At 70.6% G+C, this 19,759-nt stretch carries 15 protein-coding genes; 5 read left to right on the top strand and 10 right to left on the bottom strand.

Annotated elements, in window-relative coordinates; translation table 11 throughout:
• Nucleotides 1-47 precede the first annotated feature (47 nt).
• The 7 genes from ACG83_RS19110 to ACG83_RS19080 form a co-directional block, all read right to left on the bottom strand.
• Nucleotides 48-1,547: an aldehyde dehydrogenase family protein gene (locus ACG83_RS19110; protein ID WP_054567578.1), complete on the bottom strand. Its 1,500-nt coding sequence runs from the start codon at nucleotides 1,545-1,547 to the stop codon at nucleotides 48-50.
• A 91-nt stretch (nucleotides 1,548-1,638) separates the two neighbouring features.
• Nucleotides 1,639-2,313 carry a GntR family transcriptional regulator gene (locus ACG83_RS19105; protein ID WP_054567577.1) on the bottom strand — a complete coding sequence of 225 codons (675 nt, stop codon included), beginning with the start codon at nucleotides 2,311-2,313 and terminating at the stop codon, nucleotides 1,639-1,641.
• The gene (locus ACG83_RS19100; RefSeq protein ID WP_054567576.1) at nucleotides 2,310-5,096 is read right to left on the bottom strand and encodes an ATP-binding cassette domain-containing protein; all 2,787 of its coding nucleotides are present in this window, start codon (nucleotides 5,094-5,096) and stop codon (nucleotides 2,310-2,312) included. Before ACG83_RS19100 ends, ACG83_RS19105 begins: the two co-directional genes overlap by 4 nt.
• Before the next feature lie 157 nt (nucleotides 5,097-5,253).
• A complete protein-coding gene (locus tag ACG83_RS19095; protein WP_054567575.1) occupies nucleotides 5,254-6,591 on the bottom strand; it encodes an ABC transporter substrate-binding protein in 1,338 nt (445 codons plus the stop codon).
• Between the two features lie 53 nt (nucleotides 6,592-6,644).
• Nucleotides 6,645-7,445: an ABC transporter ATP-binding protein gene (locus ACG83_RS19090; protein ID WP_054567574.1), complete on the bottom strand. Its 801-nt coding sequence runs from the start codon at nucleotides 7,443-7,445 to the stop codon at nucleotides 6,645-6,647.
• A 308-nt stretch (nucleotides 7,446-7,753) separates the two neighbouring features.
• On the bottom strand, nucleotides 7,754-8,899 hold the full coding sequence (locus tag ACG83_RS19085) for an acetyl-CoA acetyltransferase (protein ID WP_054567573.1): 1,146 nt from the start codon (nucleotides 8,897-8,899) through the stop codon (nucleotides 7,754-7,756).
• A gap of 31 nt (nucleotides 8,900-8,930) precedes the next feature.
• Nucleotides 8,931-10,562, bottom strand: coding sequence for an AMP-binding protein (locus tag ACG83_RS19080; protein ID WP_054567572.1), 1,632 nt, complete (start codon nucleotides 10,560-10,562; stop codon nucleotides 8,931-8,933).
• 164 nt (nucleotides 10,563-10,726) lie between these two features.
• On the opposite strand from ACG83_RS19080, the gene ACG83_RS19075 reads away from it, so the two are divergent.
• The 4 genes from ACG83_RS19075 (at nucleotide 10,727) to ACG83_RS19060 (ending at nucleotide 14,893) form a co-directional block, all read left to right on the top strand.
• Complete coding sequence (locus tag ACG83_RS19075; protein ID WP_054567571.1) at nucleotides 10,727-11,806, top strand: Rieske 2Fe-2S domain-containing protein; 1,080 nt, start codon at nucleotides 10,727-10,729, stop codon at nucleotides 11,804-11,806.
• A 123-nt stretch (nucleotides 11,807-11,929) separates the two neighbouring features.
• Entirely contained in the window at nucleotides 11,930-12,691 is a 762-nt protein-coding gene (locus tag ACG83_RS19070; RefSeq protein WP_054567905.1) for an acetoacetate decarboxylase family protein, read from the top strand.
• A gap of 79 nt (nucleotides 12,692-12,770) precedes the next feature.
• Complete coding sequence (locus tag ACG83_RS19065) at nucleotides 12,771-13,994, top strand: amidohydrolase family protein (RefSeq protein ID WP_054567570.1); 1,224 nt, start codon at nucleotides 12,771-12,773, stop codon at nucleotides 13,992-13,994.
• Nucleotides 13,991-14,893 (top strand): SDR family NAD(P)-dependent oxidoreductase, encoded by a 903-nt coding sequence (locus ACG83_RS19060; RefSeq protein WP_054567569.1) that lies wholly within the window; start codon nucleotides 13,991-13,993, stop codon nucleotides 14,891-14,893. The genes ACG83_RS19065 and ACG83_RS19060 overlap by 4 nt, the downstream gene beginning before the upstream one ends.
• Nucleotides 14,894-15,029: 136 nt before the next feature.
• Here the strand turns inward: ACG83_RS19060 and ACG83_RS19055 are convergent, their stop codons facing one another.
• The 3 genes from ACG83_RS19055 to ACG83_RS19045 form a co-directional block, all read right to left on the bottom strand.
• On the bottom strand, nucleotides 15,030-16,085 hold the full coding sequence (locus tag ACG83_RS19055) for a hypothetical protein (protein WP_054567568.1): 1,056 nt from the start codon (nucleotides 16,083-16,085) through the stop codon (nucleotides 15,030-15,032).
• A gap of 270 nt (nucleotides 16,086-16,355) precedes the next feature.
• Nucleotides 16,356-17,132, bottom strand: coding sequence for an SDR family NAD(P)-dependent oxidoreductase (locus ACG83_RS19050; RefSeq protein ID WP_054567567.1), 777 nt, complete (start codon nucleotides 17,130-17,132; stop codon nucleotides 16,356-16,358).
• 41 nt (nucleotides 17,133-17,173) lie between these two features.
• The gene (locus ACG83_RS19045; RefSeq protein WP_054567566.1) at nucleotides 17,174-18,382 is read right to left on the bottom strand and encodes a cytochrome P450; all 1,209 of its coding nucleotides are present in this window, start codon (nucleotides 18,380-18,382) and stop codon (nucleotides 17,174-17,176) included.
• Nucleotides 18,383-18,628: 246 nt separating this feature from the next.
• Between ACG83_RS19045 and ACG83_RS19040 the strand changes: the two genes are divergently transcribed.
• The gene (locus ACG83_RS19040) at nucleotides 18,629-19,726 is read left to right on the top strand and encodes a TIGR03857 family LLM class F420-dependent oxidoreductase (RefSeq protein ID WP_054567565.1); all 1,098 of its coding nucleotides are present in this window, start codon (nucleotides 18,629-18,631) and stop codon (nucleotides 19,724-19,726) included.
• The last annotated feature ends 33 nt before the right edge of the window (nucleotides 19,727-19,759 follow it).

The following is a 19,759-nucleotide window of genomic DNA, read 5'->3' as shown; positions in this document are numbered from 1 at the left end:
CCTCCAGGCTTCGGTCTTCGGTCTTTCGGGACTGGTCGGCGGCCGGGTCAGACTCCGACGGCGATGACCTTGGTCTCCAGGTACTCCTCGAACCCGGGCACACCCATCTCACGGCCCAGCCCGCTCTGCCGGTACCCGCCGAAGGGCATGTCGGGCGCGTAGTACTGGCCGCCGTTGACGTTGATGGAGCCGGTGCGCACCCGCCGCGCGATGCCCATCGCCCGGTCCAGCGAACCGGAGCTCACCGACCCGGCCAGCCCGTAGATCGAGTTGTTCGCGATGCGGACGGCGTCGTCGTCGGTGTCGAACGGGATCATCACCGCGACCGGGCCGAAGAACTCCTGCTGGGCGATGGCCGAGTCGGGGTCGACGTCGACGAACAGGGTCGGCTCGGTGAAGAATCCGGTCGGCAGGTGCGCGGGCACACCGCCGCCGACGGCGACCTTCTGCCCCTCGGCCACCCCGACGGCGATCAGGTCGAGGACCCGCTGCCGCTGGAGGGCGCTGATCTGCGGGCCCATCAGCACCGACGGGTCGGTCGGGTCGCCGTAGGGGAAGTTCGCCAGCGCCTCGCTCATGGCGGCGACGGCGTCGTCGTAGAGCGGGCGGGCCACCAGCAGCCGGGAGTCGATCGCGCAGCCCTGCCCGGAGTGGAAGCAGGCGACCGTGGCCGCCATCGGGATGACCTTGCCGAGGTCGGCGTCGTCGCACACGATGTGCGCGGACTTGCCGCCCAGCTCCAGGAACGTCTTCTTGATGGTTCCCGCCGCGGCGGCCATCAGGCGCCGGCCCACCGCGGTCGAACCGGTGAAGCTGATCATGTCGACCCGCGGGTCCTCCGCGAGGCGCTGTGCGACCTGGTTGTCCGACGTCGTCACGACGTTGAACACCCCGGCCGGGATGTCGGTCTCCTCGGCGACGAGGCGGCCGAGCACGGTGGCCGTCCACGGTGAGTCCGGTGCCGGCTTGAGCACCACCGTGTTACCGGCGGCCAGCGCGGGCACCACCTTCGCCAGGTTGATCTGCATCGGTACGTTCCACGGCGTGATCGCCGCGACGACACCGACCGGCTCCCGCGCCACCACCCGGCGGCTGGTGGAGTACGTGACCGGCGAGTCGTACACGCCGTGGTCGGTGTCCCAGATGTACTTCTCGGCCAGGTCCGCCGTGTAGGAGACGATCCCCAACGCCGCGTCGAGGTGCGGGCCGTGGGTCAGCGAGACCGGAGCACCGATCTCGGCGACGGTCAGCCCGCGCAGCTCCTCCTTGTGGCGCTCCAGCGCCTCCGAGAGCTGGCGCAGGCAGCGCAGCCGCAGCTGCGTGTTCGTCGACCAGTCGGTGGCGTCGAACGCGGTTCGGGCGGCGGCGATGGCAGCGTCCATGTCGTCGGCGCCGGCGTCGGCGACCAGGCCGAGGACCTGCTCGGTCGCGGGGTTGATGTTGGTGAAGGTGCGGCCGGCCCGCGCCTGCACCAGGGCGCCGCCGATCAGCAGCCGCGGCTCGGAGAACACGGAGGTGTCCGCCGGGGCGGCAGAGGTGTCGGACATCGAGCTGGCTCCTGTTCCTGCAACGAGATGGTCGTGTGGAGGGTGTCGCCGGCGGGCGGCGCGCGGCGGGCGGCCGGCGGCCGCCCGCCGGTCAGGCCGCGGGGTGCCAGAGGATGTCGCGTGCGTCCAGCAGCTCCACCACATGCCCGCCGTGGCTGCGCAGCATGCGGATGAACTCCGCCGCCGCGCTGCCGCCGTCGCCGGCCGCCATCGCCCGCATGACGGCGGCCACTCCGCTCTTCTGCCCCCCGATGGTGCTGGGAACGAGGGCGAAGAAGTTGCCCGGGATGATCCCGGTCATCAGCCGGGAGAACGACGACAGCCGGGGCGAGTTCGCCATCGCGAATATCTGGCGGAGGAACTGCTCGTTGGCCCGCAGAAGCTCCTCGGCGTCCTCGGCCTGGCACAGCCGGCGCTCCGCGGCGGCCAGCGCCGCGAAGCCGGCCGGGTCACCGCGTTCGGTGGCCTGCTCGGCCGCCAGACCGTAGAGGTGGCCCAGCAGCGCGTAGTAGTCGATGACGGAGTTGCGGTCCAGGCCGTGGACGAACGCCCCGCGGTGCGGCTCGATCGCGATCCAGCCCTCGCTCTCCAACGTGATCATCGCTTCGCGCACCGGGATGCGGCTGACGCCCAGCTCCTCGGCGATCATGTCCTGGCGGACGCGGTCACCCTGGCGCAGCGCGCCGCTGAAGATCAGGCCGCGGATGTGGTCCGCGACCTGACGTCCGCTGCTGCGACGTTCCATGTGCTGCCTGGTCCGGGTCATTCAGCCACCTGGACGGCCGCGGTCGCCGCTGTGGCAGGGGCGGCCGGGGCGGCGCCGGCGGTGGCGCCGGCGGTGGCGGTGCCGAGGTAGGCGGTGGCCAGCGCCTCGGTGTCCAGCTCGCTGGTCGGGCCGGCCCAGGTGATGTGGCCGACGGTGAGGAAGGCGGCGCGCCCCGCGACGGACAGCGCGTTGCGGGTCTTCTCCTCGGCGATGAGCAGGGCCGTTCCCTGCTGCTGCAGCTGGCCGAGCGCGGCGAAGATCTGCTCGGTGACCAGCGGCGCCAGGCCGAGCGACGGCTCGTCGGCGATGAGCAGGCGGGGCGGGCGGACGAGCGCCGGGGCGAGCGTGAGCTGCTGCTGCTCACCGCCGGAAAGCGCACCCGCGGCCTGCCCGCGGCGGCGGGCCAGCGAGGGGAAGGCCTCGTAGGCGCGGTCGCGTTCGTCCCGGTCACGCAGCCAGATCGTCAGGTTCTCCTCGACGGTGAGGTCGGGGAAGATACCGCGGCCCTCGGGCGCCAGGTAGATGCCGTCGCGCCGGCGGCGCTGCGCCGGGATCGCGGTGACGTCCTCGCCGGCGAGCTCGATGATGCCCGCGGTGGGGGTGACGAGGCCGCCGATCGCCGCGCACAGCGTGGTCTTGCCGGCACCGTTGCTGCCCAGCAGGGCCAACGCCTCGCCCGGGCCGATCACGAGGTCGACGCCGTGCAGGACCTCGATGTCGTTGTAGCCGGCGTGCAGCCCACGGACCCGCAGGACGGGCTCCACCGCGGTTTCGAGGGCACCGGCGGCCGTGGGCACGTCGCCGCCCACCGGAACAGCGACCGCGGGCGAGGGAGCCGCCGCGGCAGGCGAGGTCGCGCCTGCTGTCGAGCTGGCCTGGCGGCGGCGACGTTGCTGGGTGGCGCGGCCGATGGCGGCCAGCGCGCCGTCCGGGTCGCGGGCCAGGCCGATGGCGCCGAGCCCGAAGAGGATCTGCATGAAGTGGGTGGAGTCCGGGATGTTCTCGAACGCCTGCGGGGCGAGCGCGGCGACGAGGCCGGCGAGGACGGCTCCGGCGGGGCGGCGGATGCTGAAGGTGATGGTGGTCGCCAGCCAGACCAGCCCGAGGAACGCGTCGTAGTCGGTGTTGGTGACCCGGCCGCGGGTGGTCGCGAGCAGCACGCCACCGAACCCGGCGATGGCCGCGGAGATGACGAAGACCAGCAGCTTCATGCGCCCGACGGCGATGCCGTTGGTCTGCGCGCCGACGTCGCTGGAGCGCACGGCGAGCATCGCCCGGCCCGTGCTGGAGGTGCGCAGGGCGTGGACGAGCCAGATGGTCAGCCCGAGCAGCACCAGCAGCATCACGACCATCCACCGGGGGTTGGCGGTGTCGACGATGCCCAGGTCCGGCGCCGGGATCGCCCAGCCGCCGGAGCCGTTGGAGATGTCGCGGATCTGGAACAGCAGGTTCTGGCCGATGAACGCCAGCGCCAGCGTGGACAGCGCCAGCGGCAGTCCGCCGAGACGCCGGGTCGGCAGCGCGATGACGGCGCCGGTCAGGGCGGCGACGACCACCCCGGCGAGCAGCGCGGGCAGATACGGGACGTCATGGGAGATCAGGATGCCGGTGGTGAAGGCACCGGCGAGGACGAAGGCGACCTGCGCGAGGCTGACCATGCCGCCGATGCCGGTGACGACCGTGAACGACATCAGCACGATGGCGGTGGCCAGGCCCTCGGCGAGCAGACCGGCCCAGAAGTCGGTGGCGCCCCAGGCGGTGTAGGAGAGCAGACCGACGGTGACGACGCCCCACAGCGCGCGCCGGCGCCACGGCGAGACCTCGGTCGGGTCCTCGGCGGGCGGCTTCTCCTCCAGGGTGGTGCCGGCGGAACGGCCGCGTTCGGCGCCGAAGAAGAACAGCAGCAGGAAGAGAATGATGAACGGGACGGCGGTCGGGAATCCCGTGATGTCGAGGTCGACGTAGCCGTCCACCAGGTTCTGCGCGACGCCGAGCAGCAGGCCGCCGGCCATCGCGAGCGGAATGGAGGCGAAACGCGCCAGCACCACCGCGGGGATCGAGACGAACAGCAGCGTGTTGTAGGTGAAGTTGGCCAGGCCGAACATCGGGGCCAGCAGGACGCCGACCAGGCCGGCCAGTCCGCAGGAGGTGATCCAGGAGACCGCGGACGCCCGGTCCGGGTCGACGCCGCGCAGGGCGGCGATGGCGGGCCGGCTCACCGAGGCGCGCATCTCCAGGCCGATGCGGGTGCGGCGCACGAGGTACCACAGCAGCAGCGCGGAGAAGATCGCGGCGCCGAGAATGGCCAGCTTGTCGCTGTCCAGGATCAGGCCGTTGCCGAGCTTGTAGATCTCCTTGGGGCTGGGGCCCAGGCCCGGGAACCGGAAGACGTCCTCGACGGTCGGCAGGTCCAGGCTGGCCTTCTCCCGCAGCATGGCGGTGATCCACAGGCACAGCGCGGGCAGCGCGATGAGCAGGCCGAGGGTGGCGACCATCCGCGCCGCGATGGACGCGTCGCGTAGCGGGTTGAACAGGATCCGGTGCAGCAGCCAGCCCAGTGCCGGCGCGAACACGCCGACGCAGAGAATCGCGCTCGGCACGACGGGCAGGCCCTGGCCGGTGTTGAGCTGGAAGAACAGGTAGGCCGTCGAGAAGGCGACGCCGCCCTGCCCGAAGTTGAACACTCCGGAGGTCTGGTAGGTGAGGGTCAGGCCGGACGCGAGGATCGCGTATAACGCGCCGGTGACCAGCCCCGCGACCACCAGGTTGAAGAACTCGGTCACGCGATTCCTCCTTGGTCGCGGCCCGCGCCGCCGCCATTTCTGGGACCGCCTGGCCGGGCGCGGAGTTTTCGTTCCGGCTCCGGCCAGGCGGGATTACCTGCTGTTTCTGTTGCTGTTGCTGTTTTTGCGTTGCGGTTTTTGCTGTTGTGCGGTGGAGCTACTTCTTGATCAGGGAACCGCAGGAGAGCTTGCTGGTGATGTCGTACTTGTCGCCGTTGAGCTGGACGATCGAGGCGCAGGGAGCCGAGATGTTGTGGTTGAGCGGCCACCGCGTCTCGGGCACGGCGCCCTCGACGTAGTAGGAGTAGTCGGAGTTGAGCACCTTCAGGAGCTTGTCGACGGTGAGGTCAGGGCCGACCTTGGTGGCTGCCTGGATGAACATGTCGGCCGCCCAGTACCCGGCCATTGCCGGCAGGCTGATGGCCTGGTCCGGGGCGTACTTGGCGAAGTCCTCGGTGAGCTGCTTGATGGCGGGGACGTCGGTGTCGACCCCGGGCTGCCACTGCACGATCGTGTAGGACTTCTGCAGGTCCTTGAATCCGGCGAGGCGCGGGTCGTAGCCGACCGGGTTGAGGTTCTTGCCCTCGTACCCGGCAGCCGTCATGGCGGCGGTCATCTTGATGACCGAGTTGAAGTCCGCGACGTAGAGGACGACGTCCGGCGGGGCGCCGTTGTTGGACGTCATCAGGGCGTTGACCACCGCGGTGGTGTCGGTGATGCCCGCGACGGGGATCGGGTTCTCCTCGTAGACGGTCTTCACCCCGACGGAGCGGATCTGTTCGCCGAGCTGCTTGAGGCCCGCCCGTGCCGAGTCGTTGTCGACACCGACGAGAGCGGTCGTCTTGCCGGTGGCGTCACCCCCGAACATGGCCTGGATCATCAGGCCGTACGTCGTCGAGGTGACGTCGCCCTCGGGGAACTGGCAGCCGGTGATACCGAAGCCGATCGATGTCTGGCAGAAGCCGAGGTTGAAGCCCCAGCCGAAGAAGGGCACCGTCTCGCCGCAGAAGGTGTCGAGATAGTTCGCGCTGCTGGTCATCACCGGGACCGCGGCGAAGATGTTCTTGTCGACCAGCGCCTTGGCCTGGGCGCTGTTGCGCGCGGGGTCGTTGCCGTCATCGAGGGTGCCCACGTAGTTGATCTTGCGGCCGTTGACGCCGCCCTCGGCGTTCGCCCGGTCGAACCGGGCCTGTGCGCCGAGCTCGGTGCCGGCCATCGAGCTGCCGCTGGCGCTGGTCAGATAGGCCAGGCCACCGATGGTGATCTCGGTGTCGGTGACGCCGCGGGTGGGGTTGGAGGCGGTCTGGCCACACTTCAGGCTGGCCGCGTCCACCGTGTAGCCGCCGTCACTCCAGCCCGACGGCGGGCCTGCCTTCACCGTGTCGGCGGCGACGGTCGGGCCGTCCTGCGGTGTGCCGTCCGACGAGCACCCCACGGCACTCGCGATGACCGCGAGCGCGGTGGCTGCCGCCGCCACTAATCGGATGGTTCGCATCGATGCACTCCCTGGTGATTCCTTGAAACGAACGAGCGGTGCGGGAGCCGTTGTCAGCCGAGGTAGGCGTCGCGGACGGCCTGGTTGGCCTGGATCTCGGCCGGGGTGCCCTCGGCGAGGACGGAGCCCAGGTCGAGCACGGTGATGCGGTCGCAGGTCCGCATCACGAAGGCGGCGTCGTGCTCGACGAGCACCACCGCGCATCCCTCGCCCCGCAGCGAGAGCACCAGTTCCCCGAAGCGGTCGGACTCGGCGTGGGCGAGCCCGGACGTCGGCTCGTCGAGCAGCAGCAGCCGGGGGCGGTCGGCGATGGCACGGGCGAGCTCCAGCAGGCGCTGCTGGCCGAGCGGCAGCGAGCCGGCGGAGACCTTGCGCAGCTCTGTGAGGCCGCACCACTCGAGGACCTCCGCGACCCGCTCGCGGCGCTGGTGTTCCAGCGTGCGCCGCGACGGCAGGGAGAGCAGGTCGGCGAGGACACCGCCGCCGCCGCCGTGCCACTCGAGCCCGGCGAGCACGTTGTCCTCCACCGACAGCCAGCTGAAGACCTGGGCCCGCTGGAAGGTGCGGCGCATGCCGAGCCGCGCGCGTCGGGTGGCCGAGACGGCGGTGACATCGTGGTCCGCGAAGTGGACGGTTCCCTCGGAGGCGGGGGTGATGCCGGAGATGATGTCGAAAAGGGTGGTCTTGCCCGCGCCGTTCGGCCCGATGAGGCCCTGGACGGTTCCGGCGGCGACGGTGAGGTCGACGTCGGTCAGTGCGCGCACCCCGCCGAAGCGCTTGCTGACCGAGGACAGGCGTAACAGCGGCGCTGCTCCGGTGACGGGCGGCGCCGCGGTGGGTGTCGGCGTCGGCATAATGCCTCCAAAACCGCCGTCGGCGGCAACGACTCGGCTGCGATGTCTCATCGGAGTTGTGCTGGATCTGTGGAGATGGGCGCGCCACCCCCGGTGCCAGGGGTCCCGGCCCGGTGCGGGATCGGCACGGGCCCTGGCGGGGCGGGCGGGTGACCACGCGTGACCCGGGAAGTGGCGTCACCGCAGTGATCTTTAGATATTGTATAATCAATCACATATGCCGGAATGTGGCAAGGGTTTGTGTACCGGCACCACCTTGGTGGTGTTCGTTCCCCCGCCCGACCCTCCAGGCGGCGCTCGGCCGGCGCTCAGTCGACTCCGAGCAGCACCGTCGAGGCCGAGCTGAACCAGCCTCCGGTGGCGTTCACACAGGCCACCCGGGCGTCGGGAACCTGCCGGCCGGTGGCCTCCCCGCGCAGCTGGCGAACGGCCTCGACCAGCAGGAATATGCCGCGCATGCCGGGATGGCAGGCCGACAGCCCGCCGCCGTCGGTGTTGGTGGGCATCGCACCGCCCACCCGCATCGTGCCGCCCTCCAGGTAGCCGCCGGCCTCCCCGCGGCCGCAGAACCCCAGCGCCTCGAAGGTCAGCAGCACCGTCGAGGTGAACGAGTCGTAGAACTGGCAGACGTCGACGTCCGCGGGGGTCAGCCCGGCCCGGGAGAAGGCCAGCCGGCCGGACACCTCGGCGGGCGAGCGGGTGAAGTCCGCCCACTCCGACATCGTCGTCACGTTGCTCGCGGTGCCGGTGCCCAGCACCCGCACCGCCCGGCCCGGCAGGTCGGCGGCGCGCCGGGCGGAGGTCAGCACCACCGCGCCGCCGCCGTCGCTGCGGATGCAGCAGTGCAGCTTGGTGAACGGCGTCGCCACCATCGGCGCGGCGAGGACGTCGTCGACCGTCAGCGGCTCCCGGTACATCGCGTCCGGGTTGAGGCCCGCGTTGAACCGGGTGTCGACGGCGATGTTCGCGAGCTGTTCGATGGTCGTGCCGAACTCGTGCATGTGCCGCCGCGCCGTCATCGCGTACTTGGCGATCAGGGTGTGCCCCCACGGCACCTCGAACTGGCTCGGCCCGCGCGAGGACAGCGACAGGTTCGCCGTCCGCAGCCGGTTCTTCAGGTCCGAGCGTGCCGTCGACCCGTAGACGAGCAGCACGGTGGTCGCGGTTCCGGCCCGGATCGCGTCGGCGGCGTGCTCGAGCATCACCTCCCACGCGCTGCCGCCCACACTGGTGGAGTCGGTCCAGGTCGGCCGCAGCCCCAGGTACTCGGCCAGCTCCACCGGCGCGAGGACGCCGAGACCGGTCGAGGCCACGCCGTCGACGTCGGTGTGGCTCAGCCCCGCGTCGGCGAGTGCCCGGGCCGCGGCCTGCTGGTGCAGCGCGAAGGGCGTCGTCGAGTCCACCCGCCCACAGTCGGACAGCGCCGCCCCGACGATGACAACCTGCTCGGTCATTCGATCCTGCCCCATCACCCGGTCCTGCCCATCAGCGCTTGTCGTAGGTGATGCCGGCGGCCTCGACGTCCCAGGTGCCGGCGGTGACGCCCTCGGCGCGCAGCTCCCGCTTGAGCACCCGGCCGACGGGGTTGCGGGGCAGCTCGGCGCGGAACTCGATGTAGCGCGGCAGCGCGAAGTACGGCAGGGCGTCGACGCACCAGCGGAACAGCTCCTCCTCGGTGAGCGTCGCGTCCGGTGCGAGGGTGGCCGTGACCTTGACGTCGTCCTCGGTGAGCTTGCTCGGCACGGCGTGCACCGCGACGTCGGCGAGCTGGCCGTGGCCCATCAGGATGCGCTCGACCTCGAAGCTGGCGATGTTCTCGCCGCGCCGGCGCAGGTAGTCGGCCTTTCGGTCGACGAAGTAGAGGTAGCCGTCCTCGTCGATCTTGCCGATGTCGCCGGTGTGGTACCACCAGTTGCGGCTGGCCTCGACCGTCGCCTCGGGTCGGCCCCAGTAGCCCTCGAACATGACGTGCGGGAGCTTCGGCCGGATGACGATCTCGCCGTCGGTGCCGCGCGGCTGCTCGACGTCGGAGTCGTCGAAGATCCGGACGTCGAAGTAGTGGGTGTTGATGACCCCGGCGGCCCGCGGCCGGTTGCGCACACCGGGCGGCTGCCAGGAGATCAGGCTGGCCTCGGTGACGCCGTAGGCGCCGGAGAACGTCTCGATGCCGAACCGTTCGCGGATCACGTCGTCGACCTCGGGCGGCAGCGGGGCCGCCCCCATCAGCCGCAGCGAGCTGTTGGCCTGCGCCGCGCCGGAACGCGGCATCTCCGGCCGGTCGACGTCGTGGGCGAGCAGGTAGGCCATGGTGCCCAGCGTCGAGGTGATCGTGGCACCGGTGCGGTTCATCTCGGGCCAGAAGTTCGACACCGAGAACTTCCGGTAGATCGCCGAGCGGCCACCGAAGACCAGGGCACCGACCACCGCGGTGACCAGCGCGTTGTAGTGGAACATCGGCAGCGGCGTCCACAGCACGTCGGACGCGGTGCGCCCCCAGCTGTAGCCGATCTGCTGGGCGAGCGCCTCGTGGTAGTTGTGGCTGAGCATGCAGCCCTTGGACAGCCCGGTCGTCCCACCCGTGTAGATGAAGGTGGCCAGGTCGGACGGGTCGCGCTGCACCGGTGCGGTGAGCGGGGTGGCGGCGAGCAGGTCGTCGAGCCGGTGCGCCGTGGCGCCGGGGAACTCCAGCGCGTCGGGCCCGGTCACCACGACGTGGCGCAGGCCGTCGAGGTCGGCGCTGACCGCCTGCGCCCGGTCTGCCAGGTCCGCGCCCACGACCAGCACCGTCGACCCGGAGTCACGCAGCTGGTGGCGCAGGTACTCGCCCTTGTAGGCGGTGTTCACCGGCACCGCGACCGCACCCGCCCACTGGGTCGCCCACCAGACCAGCAGCGCCTCCGGGGAGTTCTCCAGCAGGGTGGCGACTCGGTCGCCGGGCCCGACGCCCAGCTCGCGCAGCGCGCCGCCGAGGGCGGCGGCGGCCGTGACGACCTCGCCCGCGGTCAGCTTGGTCCCGCAGACGTCCAGGTACTCCGAGTCGGGCTCCTTGTCGGCCCGCTGCAGCAGTAACTCGGTCGTGGTGTGCCGGGGCGCGCTGCCCCAGACGCCGTCGGTCACGTGCGCTCCTCGGAAGTCGAGCCGTTTGGGCTTGTGAACTCGGTGAGGCTCATGTTGAATGTCGGTTCAGTGATCGGTTTCAGCCCCTCCCGATCGCCACAGATTGTATATCTTATCCCACCTACGTCACGCTACGGTGCGGACCTTTCTGGGAGGCAGACGCCATGACCACCTCGGACGGGGCCCCGGCCCGCCGTCGCGGCGCCGAGCTCTACGGAACCAACGCGGCCACCACGACCGCCGACGACGAGCTCGTCGGGCTGCCCATGCCGCTACGCCCCGACACGCTGGCCGACCTCTCCCGGCGAACGAAGGTCCGGCGGGAGAGCACACCCCGCTTCCCGTTCCCGATTCCCAACGGCTGGTTCATCGTCGCCCGGGCCGACGAGGTCGAGCCGGGGCGCACCAAGTCCCTGTTCTACTTCGGCAAGGACCTGGTGCTGTTCCGCGGCACCGACGGCACGCCGTACCTGTTCGACGCCTACTGCCCGCATCTGGGCGCCCACCTCGGCGTCGGTGGCCGGGTCGTCGACGGGTCGCTGCAGTGCCCGTTCCACGGCTGGCGCTTCGACGGCGCGACCGGCTCCTGCGTCGAGGTTCCCTACGACGACATCGACTACATCCCGAAGACGGCCGCCGCCCGCACCTACCCGGTCGTCGAGCGCAACCACATGATCTGGGCCTGGCACCACCTGGAGAAGGAGGCGCCGACCTACGAGGTGCCCGAGGTCGAGGAGTTCCACGACCCCGCCTGGCTGCCGATCGTGGTCAAGGACTTCGAGATCGCGACGTGCTGCCAGGAGATGGCCGAGAACAACGTCGACACCCCCCACTTCCTCTACGTGCACGGCACACCGGCCATCCCCGAGCAGGACTTCGTCATCGACGGCCACTACAAGCGGGCGGTCGCGATGGACGGCAACTTCGTCCGCGAGGGCTACGGGCTGGGCCTCGGTGTGCTGCGGGTGAAGAAGTACACGACCTTCATCTCCTCGACGACACCGATCGACGAGGAGAACGTGCACGTCCGCTGGATCTTCACCGCTCCGGCGAAGAACGGGGAGGACGCGGCGGAGAAGGCCTCGCGTGCCTTCACCGACGGCATCAGCCAGGACCTCCCGATCTGGGAGAACAAGATCTACAAGAACCCGCCGGTGCTGCGCCCCTCCGAGAAGGCGATCACCGAGCAGCGCCGCTGGTGCCAGCAGTTCTACTCCTGGCCGGACGGCGCGACGAAGCACTGACCGCGAGCGCACTGACCGCGAGCCCGGCCGCACCGTAACGGAGCTCGTGCACGCGACGGCGTGACGCGAGCTCTGTTCGTGCTGCCCGAAATCCGCCACCGCCACCATCATGAGGAGGGCCTGATGGGCAACCGTTGGGTACGCACCATCGAGAAGAGCTCCGAGGCCGAGTCGAACGTGGGCGCAGGGTTACCCCCGATCCCGTCGCTGGAAGTGGTCTACCTGACCGACCCGGCGCGCCTCGCCGAGGTGCTGCCGCCGCCGCTCACACCACCGGCGCAGCCACGGGTGCATGTGCGGGTCACCGACATCGACCTGCACTTCGGTGAGTACCACTACAAGGAGCTGGTCGGCTATTTCGCGGTTGACGCCGTCTACGACGGGGTGACCGGTGAGTACCCGCTGCTGATCCCGATCGACCTGGAGTCGGCGATCTCGATCAGCCGGGAGAAGCACGGCGAGCCGAAGAAGCTCGCCAACCTGGAGCTGACCCGCGACGGCGACCACGTCGAGGGCCGGATCGAGCGCAACGGCGTCACCTTCGTCGAGATCGTCGGGGACGTCACCGAGACCCTGCCCGTGCCCGAGCCCTACCCGGCGACCCAGTGGTGGTTCAAGTTCCTGCCCGCGGTCTCCGGGTCGGGCTTCGACGGCGACCCGCTGCTGGTCCGCTTCGACCAGGTGCGCACCCCGGTCACCGTCGAGCGCGTCGAGGGCAAGCTGGTGCTGCGCGACGAGCCCACCGCGCCCGTTGTCGACCTGCCCGTTCTGGAGACGGTGTCGATCACCTACACGACGCGCTCCTCGGCCAACAAGGCCAGCGTCGTCGGCCCCGTCGACCCGGTGGCGTTCGAGCCGTACGCCTTCAGCCGCTACGACCACTGAGTCCTGAGCCTGGGTCCCTGAGCCTGACGCCCGAGCCCGCGCGACCGACGACGAGAACGAGAAGGCCGAAGGAACAGACATGAGCGACCGGTACTTAATCATCTCCACCGACACCCACGCCGGGCTCCCGCCGGAGCAGTACCGCGAGTACGTCGAGCCCCGCTACCGCCAGGCGTTCGACGACGCCCAGGCCGCGGACGTCCAGGCGTCCGCGCTGGTGACCGCCGACGACCACCTGAAGTTCCTCGCCGAGTGGAACTCCGAGATCGGCGACCACGGCGGGATGGAAGGCGCCTGGGACCCGACCGTGCGCACCAAGGAGATGGACTCCGAGGGTGTGGCGGCCGAGGTCGTCTTCCCCGACGCGGACTCGGCCGGTGTCGGCGGCGTCTCGGCGTCGCCGTTCGGATCCGGTCTGAACTCCTCCGGTGACAGCGACCCCGTGCTGGTGATGGCCGGCGCGAAGGCGCACAACCGGTGGGCCGCGGAGTTCTGCCAGAGCGAGCCCGACCGCCGCTACGGCATCGCGATCATCCCGGCGCTGCACGACGTGGCCGCCGCGGTCGCGGAGACCGAGTGGGCGGCCGAGAACGGACTGCGCGGCGGGATCATGATCCCGACGAAGTGGGGCACCTACCCGGCCTACAACGACCCGGTGTACGACCCGCTGTGGTCGGTGTGCGCCGAGGCCGGGCTGGTCGTGCACACCCACTCCGGTGTCGGCCCCACCGACTACACCTGGGCACCCGGCTTCCTGTCCATCTACGCCACCGAGTCGTACTGGTGGGCGGCCCGGCCGTTCTGGGCGCTGCTTCTCGGCGGGGTGTTCGAGCGTCATCCGAAGCTGAAGTACGCGCTGGCCGAGAACGGCGCCTGGTGGGTGCCGGACATCCTGGCCCGGATGGACGCGAAGTGGGAGGGCGACCACTCGACCCGCAAGTTCGGCCCGAAGACCTTCCGCGACGGCATGCGGATGAAGCCGTCGGACTACTACCGGCGCAACGTGTGGATGGCGTCGTCCGTCATGGGCCCGCTGGAGATCGACCGCCGCCACGACATCGGCGTCGACCGGCTGATGTGGGGGCACGACTACCCGCATCCGGAGGGCACCTGGCCGCACACCCGCGAGTGGCTGCGCGACCGGTTCGGTGACGTGCCGGAGGCAGACACCCGGCGCATCCTCGGACTCAACGCCGCCGAGCTGTACAACTTCGACCTGGCGAAGCTCGCACCGGTCGTCGACCGGATCGGCCCGACCGTCGAGGAGATCCACGGGTCGGCCCGGGATGGCGGCGCGGCATGAGCGCGCCCATCACCGACTTCGCCGGCCGGGTCGTCGTCATCACCGGCGGGGCCGCCGGCATCGGCCGCGCGCTGGCGGAGGCGTTCGCCCGCGCCGGCGCGCTCGTGGTGCTCTCCGACATCGAGGCCGGCGCGCTGGCGGCGACCGCCGAGGCGCTGCGTGAACAGACCGGCGCGAAGGTCGACGGCATCGTCGCGGACGTCTCCGACGAGGCCTCCGTCGAGGAGCTGGCCGCGGAGGTCTTCCGCCGCTACGGGCGCACCCATGTGCTGGTGAACAACGCCGGCGTCGGCCCGCCCGGGGCGAAGGTGTGGGAGTCGACACCGAACGACTGGCGGTGGACGTTCGGCGTGAACGTCTACGGCGTCGCCAACGGCATCCGCTCGTTCGTCCCGCGGATGATCGCCTCCGGGGAGCCCGGGCACGTCGTCAACACCTCGTCCGGGGACGGGGCGGTCGCGCCGATGCCGAACGCGTCGGTGTACGCGGCGAGCAAGGCGGCGGTGGCGACGCTCACCGAGTGCCTGGGGGCCCAGCTCGCGGAGGAGGGACATCCGATCGCGGTGTCGCTGTTCCTGCCGTCGGGCAAGGGGCTGCTCGACACCGGGCTGTGGACCGCGGACCGCAACCGGCCCACGGACCTGGCCCGGGAGAAGCCGCGATCGACCCCGGCGATGACGGTCGCCGGGCTCGTCGCCGCCGCGGCGAAGGACGGCCGGGAGATTCCCATCCAGCCGCTCGACGAGGTCGCCGACGACGTCCTGCGCGGCATCGCGGCGGGGGAGTACTGCCTCATGCTCGGGCGGGACGACGCCGCGAAGACTCTGAGCGTGCGCGCAGAACGGTTCGGCGCCGGCCTCAACCCCACCGAGACCGGGCACAACCTGCTGGATCTCTAGCCGAAGCCGAGCCGGTGGCTGGTGGCCGGCGGTCCGCACCCGTGGTCGGTGCGGACCGCCGGCCGCGCGCAACCGCCGGCCGCCGTCGCTGTTGCCTGTCGCTGTGGTGTCAGGCGGTGGCTGGTTCAGGCGGTGATCACGGCACGAACGAGCCCGGGCCGACCACGCGGAACGGTGCGGCGGGCGCGTCCTTGACCGACTTGAAAGGCACCTCGAAGTTGAGGACCTCCTTGGTCGTCCGCTTGATGGCCCAGAACGTCGGGTGCTTCTTGTCCGAGCGGTCCCAGGCGATGGCCTGGCCCTCGACGTCGGGCAGCGCGACGGTGGCGACCCAGGTCAGCGTGGTGCCGGCCTCCGGGAGCTCCATGACGTAGACCTCGGCGTTGTCATGGCCGGTCAGCCAGAGCCGGCCGTCGGGGCCCCACGAGCCACCCGAGTTGCTCATCGGACGGAACCGGTCGACCAGGGCCGCCGGAACGATCCAGGCCTCGATGACCTCGAACCTGTCGTTGAGCTTCACGACCTGGGTGTTCTGGCTGCCGCCGCCGTAGGGCTTTCCGTCGGCGCCGTTGGTGTCGTAGTTGGCGAAGCCGGCCCACCAGGCGCCGTCGTGGCGGTCAAGCCAGGTCAGCGAACCACGGGCGATGCCGAAGCTGAAGGTCTCGATGTGGCGCATGGTCCGGGTGTCGAGGACCTCGATCGAGCTCGCCATCGGGACCTGGCTGTAGTTCGAGTGGGCGAGGTAGAGCTTGTTGTCGACGACCGTGCCGCTGTCGAAGTGGATCAGCGGGCCGGTCGCGTCGGAGACGAACTGCAGCAGCGGGGCGCCGGTGGCCCGGTCGTGCTTGGTGACGGTGCGGTTGTCGACCGCGTAGAAGTACTTGCCGTCGACCGCGACACCCTGGTTGGCGTCGAAGGCGGCGTAGCGGCGGATCAGCGTCGCCGTCAGATCCTGCTGCGCGGCTGCGGCTGCGGCTGCGGCGGTCGCCGTCGCGGTCGCGGTCGCGGCGGGGGTCGCGGCAGCGGTGGGAGTCGCGGTCGCCGCCGCCGTCGCGGCGGGGGTCGGTGAGGCATCACCGGCGGCGGTGGTGGCGGCGATCGCGGTGGTGGCGGCGGTGACGGTCAGCGCGGCGACCGCGAGAGACCCGGCCAGGGCTCGGGTCAGGGTGACCCGGGAGGTTCGCAACCGCATGGGATGCTCCGTTTGTCGGTGGTCAAGACGAAACCTGAACCACGCTGGCGGCAACCGGGGACGGCGCGGTAACGGCAGACCCGTCGCGACGTGAATCCCAGACGAAGCATTGATGCGTTCGGTGGCCGGGTGATGCCCGTATCGCAGCAGGTAGTCGAGCTGTGCCCGCATCCCGTGCGGCACGCGGGCACGACTGGAGGTGAGCGTGAATCCGCGGAACCGCCGGATGCGCTCAGTGCTCTGCGGCAATCCGCTGTGGCGGAGGCCGGTCTATTTCGGCTGGAGGCGGGCGCCGGCGTCGATCCGGATGACCTCGGCGTTGAGGTAGCTGTTGCGCAGCAGCTCGAGCGCGAGCGACGCGAACTCGTCGGCGGTGCCGAGCCGGTGCGGGAACAGGACGTCCCGCTTGAGCTTGTCCTTGAATTCCTCGGAGGCGGGGCCCTCCCCGTAGATGGGCGTGTCGATCAGGCCCGGGGCGATCGTGTTCACCCGGATGCCGGCCACCGACAGGTCCCGCGCGATGGGAAGGGTCATGCCCACCACACCGCCCTTGGACGCCGAGTAGGCGGCCTGGCCGATCTGGCCGTCGAAGGCGGCGAGCGACGCGGTGTTCACTATCGCTCCCCGCTCCCCGTCGGCGAGCGGCTCGGTGGCCGCCATCGCGGTCGCGACGATACGCACGCAGTCGAAGGTGCCGATCGTGTTCACCTCGATCACCTTGCGGAAGGCGTCGAGGCTATGCGCCGAGTCGTAGCTGCCGTCGCGGCCGATCGTGCGCGACGCCCAGCCGATGCCGGCGCAGTTGACCAGTGAGCGCACCGGGCCCAGCGATTTCGCGAGCTCGGTGGCGGCGATGATCTGCTCGGTGGAGGTGACGTCCACGTGGGCGAACACGCCGCCGATCTCCTCGGCGACGGCGCTCCCGCGGGCGTCGTCGCGGTCGGCGACCAGAACTCGGGCACCAGCGGCGGCGAGTGCCCGCGCGGTGGCGGCCCCGAGACCCGACGCGCCACCGGTGACGATCGCGGACGTGGCGCTCAGATCCATCCCGGACTCTCCTCGCGGGTTGCCTGGGCGGCCGCGGCTGCTCAGGCGGGAACGAAGCGGACCGGCATGGCGGTCACACCGTTGACGAAGTTGGAGCGTAGCCGAGTCGGCTGCTCCAGCAGTTCGACCCGGCGCACCCGCTCGATGAGGACCCGGTACATCTGCTCGATCTCCAGGATCGCCAGATGACGGCCGAGGCAGAAGTGCGCCCCGCCGCCGCCGAAGCCGATGTGCGGGTTGGGGCTGCGCCCGATGTCGAACGTGTAGGGGTCGGTGAAGACATCCTCGTCGAAGTTGGCCGAGGAGTAGAAGATCACCACCTTGTCGTTCTCCCGGATGAGCTGGCCGCCGAGCTCGAGGTCCTGTGTCGCGGTGCGGCGGAAGGCATTGACGGGGCTCACCCACCGGACGATCTCGTCGGCCGCGGTCGGCGCGAGGTCCGGGTCGGCGCGCAGCCGCTCCCACTGGCCCGGGTTGTTGATCATTGCGATCATGCCGCCGGTGATGGCGTTGCGGGTGGTCTCGTTGCCGGCGAACATGAGCAGCAGGAAGAACAGGTCGAACTCCAGCTCGGACAGCGCCTCGCCGTTCTCGTCCGGCGAGGTCAGCTTCGTGACGATGTCGTCGGCCGGGTTCGCGCGCTTCGTCGCGCCCAGGTTGTTCGCGTACTCGTAGATCTCGAAGACGGCGGTCGCGGCGTCGCCGCCCTCCTCCAGCTGCAGGTCGGTGGCCGAGGCGAGCCGGTTCGACCATTCGAACAGCCGGTGGCGGTCCTCCAGCGGCACTCCCATCAGCTCGGCGATGACGATGAGCGGCAGGTCGGCGGCGACCAGCTCGACGAAGTCGCCGGTGCCGGCGGCCAGGGCCTTGTCGACGATGACCTCGCTGGCCAGGCGCAGGTGCTCCCGCATCTGGGCGATCACCCGCGGGGTGAAGCCGCGGTTGACCAGGCTGCGCAGCCGGGTGTGCGCCGGCGGGTCCATGTTCAGCATCATCAGCTGCTGCTGCGCGCGGGCCTCCTCGGACATCTCGCCGAGGATCGCGGTGCGCCGGCTGGAGGAGAACAGCTCCGAGCTGCGGGACACGCGCACGACGTCCGGGTGCCGGGTGACGGCCCAGAAGCCTTCCGGAACCTGCGGGTCGGCGTGCCGGAACACCGGCGCCTGCGTGCGCAGGAGCTGGAAGTCCTGGTGCGGGATGCCGATCTCGTAGCGGGCGGCGTCGTAGACGTCGATCGTCTCCAAGGACACGGGGTTCTCCCAACGGCTGGACGGCAGTTGGCCGCATATTTACAGTTCTGCCATCAACTGTCAATTGTGTCGGGAGGCGTTCGTGGCTACGATATATTTTATCCATCGGTGGTCCGCAGATCCCGCCCCCGGACGCGGGCCACCGATGGGTTGCGGGTGAGTCCGGCCCGGTCCCGGCCCGGACATCAGACCACAGGCCCGTCAACATCGCGGCGGGCCTGACCGTGTCGAACGGGAGGTACCGGTATGAGCGTGACCGCGGACGGCTTACCGCTGAACGAGCTGGGTTTCTACACCCTGGCCGGGCACAGTGCAGCGCCCCGTGACCTGGTAACCGAGGTCCGTGCCGCCGAGGAGCTCGGCATCGGCGCGGCCTTCATCTCCGAGCGCTTCAGCACCAAGGACGCGGCGACGCTCTCCGGCGCGGCCGGCGCCGTCAGCGAGACGATCGGGATCGCCACCGGTGCCACGAACCACAACACCCGCCACCCGATCGTCACGGCCACCATGGCCACGACCATGCACCGGCTCACCGGCGGCCGGTTCGCCCTCGGCCTGGGCCGCGGCTTCGACCGCCTGTTCAAGGCCTTCGGACTCACCCCGATCACGAGCGCGCAGATCGAGGACGTCGTCGGCGTCCTGCGCCGGCTCTGGCGCGGTGAGATGGTGCTGGGCCACGACGGGCCGGCCGGCGCCTGGCCCTACCTGCACCAGGACGCCGACTTCGACGAGGACATCCCGATCATGCTCGCGGCGCTCGGCCCGCGTTCGCTGGAGCTCGCCGGGCGCTGCCTCGACGGGGTCATCCTGCACACCTTCTACTCGGACGCCGCGGTCGCCGAGGCGATGGCCGCGGTGGAACGCGGCGCGAAGGCGGCCGGGCGGGACCCGGCCAGCGTGCGGGTCTGGTCGGTGCTCGCCACCGTCTCCGACGAGGTCGAGGAGGAGCTGCGGCTGCTCAAGACGGTCGGCCGGCTCGGGTCCTACCTGCAGGGCTACGGCGATCTGATGGTCCGGGTCAATGACTGGGACCCGGCGGTGCTGGAACGGTTCCGCGCCGACGACGTCGTCGGCGCGATCAAGGGCGGGATCGACACGAAGGCGACCCGGGAACAGCTGGAACACATCGCCACCCTGATTCCGCCGGAGTGGCTGGCCACCGCGGCGACGGGCAGCCCGCGCCAGTGCGCCGAAGCCATCGCCCGCCAGTTCGACCTCGGTGTGACCGGGGTGATCATGCATGGCGCGACGCCGGCCGAGCTGACGTCCGTCGTGGGGGAGTACCGCGAGATCCGGCCCGCCCGGCTCGCGAGCCTGCCCGCCAACCCCGGCCGGATCGCCTGACCGACGCCGCAGCACGCCGCCGGTCGTTCGTCC

Source organism: Frankia sp. R43 (genome assembly GCF_001306465.1).
GTDB lineage: Bacteria > Actinomycetota > Actinomycetes > Frankiales > Frankiaceae > Parafrankia > Parafrankia irregularis.
This window is presented reverse-complemented; position numbering and strand designations above follow the sequence as displayed.

Excerpts from the sequence above, each read along its gene's own strand:
- ACG83_RS19105 (WP_054567577.1), bottom strand. The coding sequence starts at position 2,313 with ATGACCCGGACCAGGCAGCACATGGAACGTCGCAGCAGCGGACGTCAG.
- ACG83_RS19075 (WP_054567571.1), top strand. The coding sequence starts at position 10,727 with ATGACCACCTCGGACGGGGCCCCGGCCCGCCGTCGCGGCGCCGAGCTC.
- ACG83_RS19055 (WP_054567568.1), bottom strand. The coding sequence starts at position 16,085 with ATGCGGTTGCGAACCTCCCGGGTCACCCTGACCCGAGCCCTGGCCGGG.
- ACG83_RS19090 (WP_054567574.1), bottom strand. The coding sequence starts at position 7,445 with ATGCCGACGCCGACACCCACCGCGGCGCCGCCCGTCACCGGAGCAGCG.
- ACG83_RS19095 (WP_054567575.1), bottom strand. The coding sequence starts at position 6,591 with ATGCGAACCATCCGATTAGTGGCGGCGGCAGCCACCGCGCTCGCGGTC.
- ACG83_RS19065 (WP_054567570.1), top strand. The coding sequence starts at position 12,771 with ATGAGCGACCGGTACTTAATCATCTCCACCGACACCCACGCCGGGCTC.
- ACG83_RS19050 (WP_054567567.1), bottom strand. The coding sequence starts at position 17,132 with ATGGATCTGAGCGCCACGTCCGCGATCGTCACCGGTGGCGCGTCGGGT.
- ACG83_RS19060 (WP_054567569.1), top strand. The coding sequence starts at position 13,991 with ATGAGCGCGCCCATCACCGACTTCGCCGGCCGGGTCGTCGTCATCACC.
- ACG83_RS19070 (WP_054567905.1), top strand. The coding sequence starts at position 11,930 with ATGGGCAACCGTTGGGTACGCACCATCGAGAAGAGCTCCGAGGCCGAG.
- ACG83_RS19040 (WP_054567565.1), top strand. The coding sequence starts at position 18,629 with ATGAGCGTGACCGCGGACGGCTTACCGCTGAACGAGCTGGGTTTCTAC.
- ACG83_RS19085 (WP_054567573.1), bottom strand. The coding sequence starts at position 8,899 with ATGACCGAGCAGGTTGTCATCGTCGGGGCGGCGCTGTCCGACTGTGGG.
- ACG83_RS19110 (WP_054567578.1), bottom strand. The coding sequence starts at position 1,547 with ATGTCCGACACCTCTGCCGCCCCGGCGGACACCTCCGTGTTCTCCGAG.